Source organism: Candidatus Oleimmundimicrobium sp. (genome assembly GCF_030651595.1).
In the GTDB taxonomy this organism is placed as follows: Bacteria; Actinomycetota; Aquicultoria; order UBA3085; family Oleimmundimicrobiaceae; genus JAUSCH01.
Genome location: NZ_JAUSCH010000108.1, coordinates 1 through 7169, shown reverse-complemented (window position 1 = coordinate 7169; position 7169 = coordinate 1). Strand labels below are relative to the sequence as shown.

At 40.3% G+C, this 7169-nt stretch carries 5 protein-coding genes; 1 reads left to right on the top strand and 4 read right to left on the bottom strand.

What is annotated here, in order from left to right; translation table 11 throughout:
• Nucleotides 1-624 (top strand): hypothetical protein (locus tag Q7U95_RS06300; protein ID WP_308752850.1); only part of this gene is annotated, 624 nt, incomplete at its 5' end.
• 950 nt (nucleotides 625-1574) lie between these two features.
• On the opposite strand, the gene Q7U95_RS06295 is transcribed toward Q7U95_RS06300, so the two are convergent.
• The 4 genes from Q7U95_RS06295 to Q7U95_RS06280 form a co-directional block, all read right to left on the bottom strand.
• Nucleotides 1575-2612: a glycosyltransferase family 4 protein gene (locus Q7U95_RS06295; protein WP_308752848.1), complete on the bottom strand. Its 1038-nt coding sequence runs from the start codon at nucleotides 2610-2612 to the stop codon at nucleotides 1575-1577.
• 44 nt (nucleotides 2613-2656) lie between these two features.
• Nucleotides 2657-5878 (bottom strand): carbamoyl-phosphate synthase large subunit, encoded by a 3222-nt coding sequence (gene carB / locus Q7U95_RS06290; RefSeq protein ID WP_308752846.1) that lies wholly within the window; start codon nucleotides 5876-5878, stop codon nucleotides 2657-2659.
• A 254-nt stretch (nucleotides 5879-6132) separates the two neighbouring features.
• A complete protein-coding gene (locus Q7U95_RS06285) occupies nucleotides 6133-6768 on the bottom strand; it encodes a hypothetical protein (RefSeq protein WP_308752844.1) in 636 nt (211 codons plus the stop codon).
• 189 nt (nucleotides 6769-6957) lie between these two features.
• Nucleotides 6958-7169 (bottom strand): HD domain-containing phosphohydrolase (locus Q7U95_RS06280; protein WP_336622648.1); only part of this gene is annotated, 212 nt, incomplete at its 5' end.

Below are 7169 nucleotides of genomic sequence, written 5' to 3'. Positions count from 1 at the left end.
TTAAATACAGACCCCAGCTCCCAGCCATCAGCCTCCAGAAAAATCAAAAGAGTTTTTATTGATTTTGTTTTTTTAAAATCCAAGTGGGTTGTTCATTTCACCCTCCCCTTAATCCCCTCCCATCAAGGGAGGGGAAAGAATGAGATTGCCGCGTCGCTATCTATGCCTACCGGGCCAATACCTAATAGCATCATAGACGTAAGCAGGCGGGAAGGTAGGCAACATATAAGAACGCTATTTTTTCAATTGCCATATCATTTAAATACAGACCCCAGCTCCCAGCCATCAGCCTCCAGAAAAATCAAAAGAGTTTTTATTGATTTTGTTTTTTTAAAATCCAAGTGGGTTGTTCATTTCACCCTCCCCTTAATCCCCTCCCTTGATGGGAGGGGAAAGAATGAGATTGCCACGCCGCTTAACGCTCCTCCCGCCTACCTGAGACAGTTACCGGCGGGCACGCATATGAGAGCGCTATTTTTTTTAATTGCCATATCATTTTTAGGCAGAGAAATGGGTTGTTCAGGGAATAAGCCGAAGCTGGTTGAGTCAGGATTACGTCCGACTTACAACATAGTTTGGAAGTTTTGGCTTAAAAGCCAAAAGGAAGGATATAGTTTAGCCTGACGAGTTCTGTAGGCGCCTGAACAACCGTACATTTTGAAACCGTTCAAAAAATGATCGGCCGTCTTTCTTTTGCTTCGTTTTCTTGGACGAGCAAGAAAATGAAGGAGCTAAGTTTCGCAATGACAAAATTCAACAGTCTCGCCAACCGCCAGGAAAATCAAAAATAAAAGCTTGTTGTTGGTTTTTTTAAACCTGGGTAGGTCGGACAAATCGAAACTTGAGGCCGCCCCGATGAAACGAGTGAAGGGCTGGAAATCCCTCCACAGGCAGGCAAGCGAACAAAGTGAGCGCCCGAGAATCTGTCTGAGCGTAAGCGAGTTATTCTCGGCCCACCCGAAACGAGTAAAGTCGCGGATACGGCCGAGTGTGGAGCATGTTCGACCCACAAAAAAATATAATTAAATAAACAAAAAAGAAAGTTAACTATTACAATTAAATCAAGATTGCCGCGTCGCTTATGCTCCTCGCAATGACGAACCTACAAGCTACAAGCCATAAGCCATTATTTTTTAGTTTTTTTTAAAACCCGGTGGGTTGTTCGTGAACGATATATGAGAGCGCTGACGAACAATCGACGAGGCGAGATTTCGACCGAAGCTGTTTGACCCCGAAGTGGAACGAGGGGGAGTTCTGCAAGTCGCCGCCGAGAAGTGAAGTGAGAAGGAGAAACGCTCGCCGTGCCTACCGGCAGGCAGGAATCAAGAGTCCAGAACGACCCACAAAAAAATAAAATTCTTTGGACGAGCAAGAAAATGAAGGAGAATAACCCACAAAAAAATATAATTAAACCGAGAACCGAGATTGCCGTGCTTCACTCGCCGTGCCTACCGTGCCTACCGGCAGGCAGGCCGGCAGGCAGGCAATGACGGTGAGATAAAGTTATTGCGGTAGGCAATCCGGAGCTGTTGCCCGCCCACAAAATAAAATTGAATAAACAAAAAAGTAAGAAATTATAGTTTCTTACTTTTTTCTAACTCTAAGATATGCTCATATGCTTTTTCGTAATCCGATATCATTCTTTTAGTTGAGAAGTGCTTCTCAACATGTTCACGACAATCATTGGGATCAATGGAACCCACTTTTTTAACGGCTTCAACCATTTCATCCACCGAATCATTGACAATAAACCCCGTTTTTTTATCAACTATCACCTCAGGAACTGCCCCATTCCTAATGGCAACAACGGGTGTTCCTACTGCCATTGATTCAATCATGACCAAACCAAAAGGCTCAGGCCATTGGATAGGAAACAGTGTGCATTCTGCATGCCTATAAAAATCAATTTTTGTTTTTAAATCTACTTCGCCAACAACTTCTGAATTCTTGCCCAGAAACGGCTTAACTTGTTCCTCAAAATATTTTTTCTCATGCTGCTCGGTAATTTTAGTTACCAAAAACAGTTTTTTGTTAAGTTTGTTTGCCACTTGCACCGCGACATGGGCCCCTTTTTGAGGGCTCATCCTCCCAAGGAAAAGCAGATAACCATCTTTTTTAGAATTATATTGATAGGCATCCAAATCAACCGCATTATAAATGGTACCGACAAAATTCAAATCACCATAACATTCTCTCTGATAGTTTGATATCGCGTTAAAGTAAATCTTTTTACTTAAAGCTTTATAAAGAGTCTTAGCATCTTCTGTGGCAGGGCCATGAAGAGTATGTAAAACGGGAGTTGGAGAAAAAAATCCCAAACCGGGCCCAATCTTACCGCTATGGTCATGAATGATATCAAACTCTTCCGCTCTCTCATACGCATGTAGAGCGTGATATAAATCAGGGAACACCTGCCCTATTTTTTCGCTGGGCGCTTCGTCAAAAACATAAGATAATTTAGCGTCCGTGCGCGATTCACCGGTTGCAAAAAGCGTCACATCGTGCCCTTGTTTAACCAGACCCTCAGTAAGCTGAGAAACAACTAATTCGATGCCACCGTACCCTGTCGGTGGAATTGGATACCATACCGGGGCAATTTGTGCAATTCTCATCTTTTCTCCTTTTTTAATTCCTTGTTTTTAAAACTCGTAATCCCTCACTTGATTTCTCTGTGGTACTCCTGTATCGACTTCACCGTAATACCTTCATTCTTAAGATATGCCGAAATACCCTCTGCAGCTGCTTTGGCAGCAGCCGTCGTGGTTATATAGGGTATTTTATATTTTATTGCCGTTTTTCTTATATATGAATCATCATGTTTACTGCTTTTACCTACAGGTGTATTTATTACAAGATTTATTTCCTTGTTGTAAATTTTATCGAGAAGATTTGGTCTTCCTTCGTGCATTTTTTTGACAACCGTCGCTTCTATTCCGTTTTTAGTAAGAAATTTATGTGTTCCTTCCGTAGCCAATATCTTAAAGCCTAATTTAGCTAATTTTTGGGCAACATCACGTATCGCTTCTTTATCTTTGGGCGCGACAGTAATCAATACTGTTCCTTCTGTTGGTAATCTCTGCCCCGCTTCATCTTCGGCTTTAAAAAAAGCGAGTCCAAACGAATCGGCTATACCGAGAACCTCTCCTGTTGACTTCATTTCAGGCCCGAGAATGGGATCAACCTCAAAAAACACGTTGAAGGGAAATACGACCTCTTTTACACCAACATGGCTATATTTGCGTTTCTTTAAATTCAAATCCTTTAATTTCTTACCGATTATCAACTGTGTCGCAATTTTTGCCATTGAAATCCCCGTCACTTTTGAAACCAACGGCACAGTGCGGGAAGCTCTTGGATTCGCCTCTAAAATGTAGACCGTGTCATCATGGATAGCATACTGGATATTCATTAGACCTACGACATTGAGTTCTATCGCAATCTTTTTGGTATATTCCTCTATCGTCTTGACGTGTTTTTCAGGTATCGTTATCGGCGGTATCGCGCACGCGCTATCACCGGAGTGAATCCCCGCAAGTTCTATGTGCTCCATTAAAGTGGGGACAAAAACGTCTTCTCCATCCGCAAGAGCATCTGCCTCTACCTCTATCGCATTTTCAAGAAACTTGTCTATTAGTATTGGACGGCCGGGAGATATCTCAACGGCGGCATTTATATAATCTGTGAGCATCACGTCATCATAAACAATTTCCATCCCTCTGCCACCTAAAACGTATGAGGGCCTAACCATAAGAGGATATCCTATCTTCTTTGCAATACTCAATGCCTCTTCAAGTGCAGTTGCCGTATCGCTTGCCGGCTGAGGAATCCCGAGCTTTGTCATCACTTCCTTGAATCTTTTCCTGTCTTCAGCAAGGTCGATGCTTTCAGGAGATGTTCCTAAGATTGTCACTCCAGCGACCTCCAACTCTTTGGCGATATTAAGCGGAGTCTGCCCCCCAAACTGCACAATCACTCCAATTGGTTTTTCTTTGCCGTATATACTTAATACATCTTCAACGGTTAAGGGCTCAAAATACAGTTTATTGGAAATATCGTAATCCGTGGATACAGTCTCCGGGTTGCAGTTAACCATTATTGACTCGTACCCCTCATTTTTCAAGGTAAGTGCGGCATGCACACAAGTGTAATCAAACTCAATTCCCTGCCCAATCCTGTTTGGTCCACCACCGAGAATCATAACCTTACGATTTGAGCTAACCGGAACCTTATCCGAAGCATTATATGTCGAGTAATAATAGGCCGCATCCGCACCACTAACCGGTATGGGTTCCCACGCCTCCACTTTACCAAGCTCAACTCTTCGCTTCCTAATCTTTTCTTCTGAAATACCTAAAATCTGACCCAAATACTTATCAGCAAAACCGTTTTCTTTCGCTTCAATTAATAACTCATCAGGAAGTTCTTTATTTTTATATTTAAGTATCTCCTCTTCAAGCTCTACAAGTTCTTTTATTTGCTCAATAAACCAGCGCTTTATGTAGGTCTTCTTATGCATCTCTTCAATGGTCATACCTTTACGCAGTGCTTCGTACATTATAAATTGTCTTTCCGATGTTGGATTATCGAGCATCTTTTTGAGTTCATCGAGAGGCAATTCATGATAATCCTTTGCAAAACCCAATCCGTACCTGTTTCGCTCCAATGACCTTATCGCTTTTTGGAAAGCTTCCTTATATGTCTTCCCAATACTCATTACTTCTCCAACAGCTCTCATCTCCGTGCCCAACTTGTCTTTGGCTCCGCGAAATTTTTCAAAAGCCCACCTTGCAAATTTAACAACGACATAATCGCCAGAAGGAGTATATTTATCAAGGGTTCCCTCGCGCCAGTAAGGAACATCTTGAAGTGTCTCTCCCCCAGCTAACCTTGAAGAAATATATGCTATTGGAAAACCGGTGGCCTTCGATGCCAATGCAGATGACCGTGAAGTTCGAGGATTTATTTCGATTACAACTATTCTGCCATCTTCCGGATTGTGTGCAAACTGAACGTTTGTCCCGCCAATGACGCCGATAGCTTCCACTATTTTATATGAATAGTCCTGTAATTTTTTCTGAACTTCTTCGGATATCGTAAGCATCGGCACGACACAAAAAGAATCTCCTGTATGAACACCCATCGCGTCTACGTTTTCAATAAAACAAACGGTAATTTTGTTGTTTTCTGAATCCCTTACCACTTCAAGTTCAAGTTCTTCCCATCCAATAACCGCTTCCTCAATTAAAATCTGACCGATAAGACTCGCGGAGATTCCTCTGCTTGCAATCGTTTTAAGCTCTTCCTCGTTATAGGTTATTCCGCTGCCCATTCCACCCATGGTGTAGGCGGGCCTCACAACAACGGGATAATCAAAATCCTTGGCAATTTTTAACGCTTCCTCCACGCTGTATGCCGGCTCACTTTTAGGCATCGGAATTCCAAGCTTGTTCATTGTTTTTTTAAACTCGAGCCGATCCTCTCCTCTTTCAATGGCGTCGGCTTGAACTCCGACTATCTTAACATTGTGTTTCTTGAGAATTCCTTTTTTGGAAAGCTCCGCCGAAAGATTGAGGCCAGTTTGCCCACCAAGATTTGGCAGTAAGGCATCCGGTTTTTCTTTTTCAATAATTTTTTCTATAATTTCAATGGTTAGGGGCTCAATATAAGTTGAATCCGCCATTTCGGGGTCCGTCATAATAGTGGCAGGATTGGAGTTAACCAAAACAATCTTGTAACCCATCGACCGAAGAGCTTTGCAAGCTTGGGTTCCGGAATAATCAAATTCACAGGCCTGACCGATAATTATCGGCCCTGACCCTATTATCAATACTTTGTCTATGCCTTCAATTTTTGTCTTTTTTGTTTCATTGTTTTGCATACTTTTTTATTTCGCTTACTTTAATCCTTTCCTTATAAAATTATTTAATTTTCTTTCAAAAAGCTCATTTATTTATAATATGAAAACCGTTAGCAATCAACCTAAAAATTTAAAATAAAGATATTTTTCATAATTATTTTTGTAATATTAAAAAGAACACCTAACAAAAGATGTTTGCTTTTTGAGTAAGTATTATTATTTAAATATTGTCCATCTTTAAACACAAATTTGAAGAGTAAGTTTGTTTCGATTTTTTAAATTTTACTTGCGTGAGGATTTTTAAGTTTAAGCAAAAAACATATGATAAAAAAAAGGGGACCCATCGCGAAGTAAGTGCCTTTCATCCAGAGGGGCGCATGAATGCAACCGAATATTGGCAATCCTTGGCAGGCTATAGCCGTAAAATTTTGAATCTTAAAAAAATGGTAGGCAATAGTTTCAACAACAATGAGCATCAACCAATAAAAAATCGAGAATGACAAAATTTTTCTTATGATTCCCTGCCCGCTCAAAATGTGTTCAAAATGGGAATATATTATATATACCCCAAACAAGCCCATTGCCCAAGCAAACAATGGAAATAGATTAATACCCGCGACCGTCAGAAAATCAAAATTATATCCATACTCATTTTTTGCTACAAGCATCCAAATAAATGCCATTATGGAAGCAACTATAAAATGATAAAGAAGTGCCTTGCGCCGGGTAAGAACCAAATAAGGAATAACCAAAAAATAAGCCGCAATTACCACCCAATCGGGCCTGAACAACCCAAGAAATAAAAAAATAGAGATAATAAAAAATATATCTGCAAAAAGAAGTTGTTTTTCCCGTTCACGAAACTTAGGTTTAATCTCTTTTTCAGATAATTCAACAGTTGATATAATCAATTGCACCCTTTTTGTTTAATTTATTCTCATTAAATTATTTAAACGTATAACATAAAAAGATAAAAACGATAATGACCTTGAACGAGTCCTTATCGTTTTTAAAAACATCTTTGAAGTATGTAAAACCTAACTATTGCATTTTACCTTAACTAATTATCTCAGACATATTGATTTAATCCAACTCAAAATTTACTTTATCTTCTCATAAACCCTCAAAAAGGCCTCCACTACTTCAGGGTGAAATTGAATCCCTTTATATTTTTTGAGCTCGCTTATGGCTTTCTCTTTGGAAAACGCTTTACGATAAGGCCTGTCTGAAGTCATGGCATCAAAAGCGTCAGCTACTTTAATGATGCTTGCCCCTAAAGGAATTTTGTCTTTTGATAATCCACTTGGATAGC

Coding starts and splice junctions, on each gene's coding strand:
- Q7U95_RS06295 (WP_308752848.1), bottom strand. CDS start 2,612: ATGAGAATTGCACAAATTGCCCCGGTATGGTATCCAATTCCACCGACA.
- carB (WP_308752846.1), bottom strand. CDS start 5,878: ATGCAAAACAATGAAACAAAAAAGACAAAAATTGAAGGCATAGACAAA.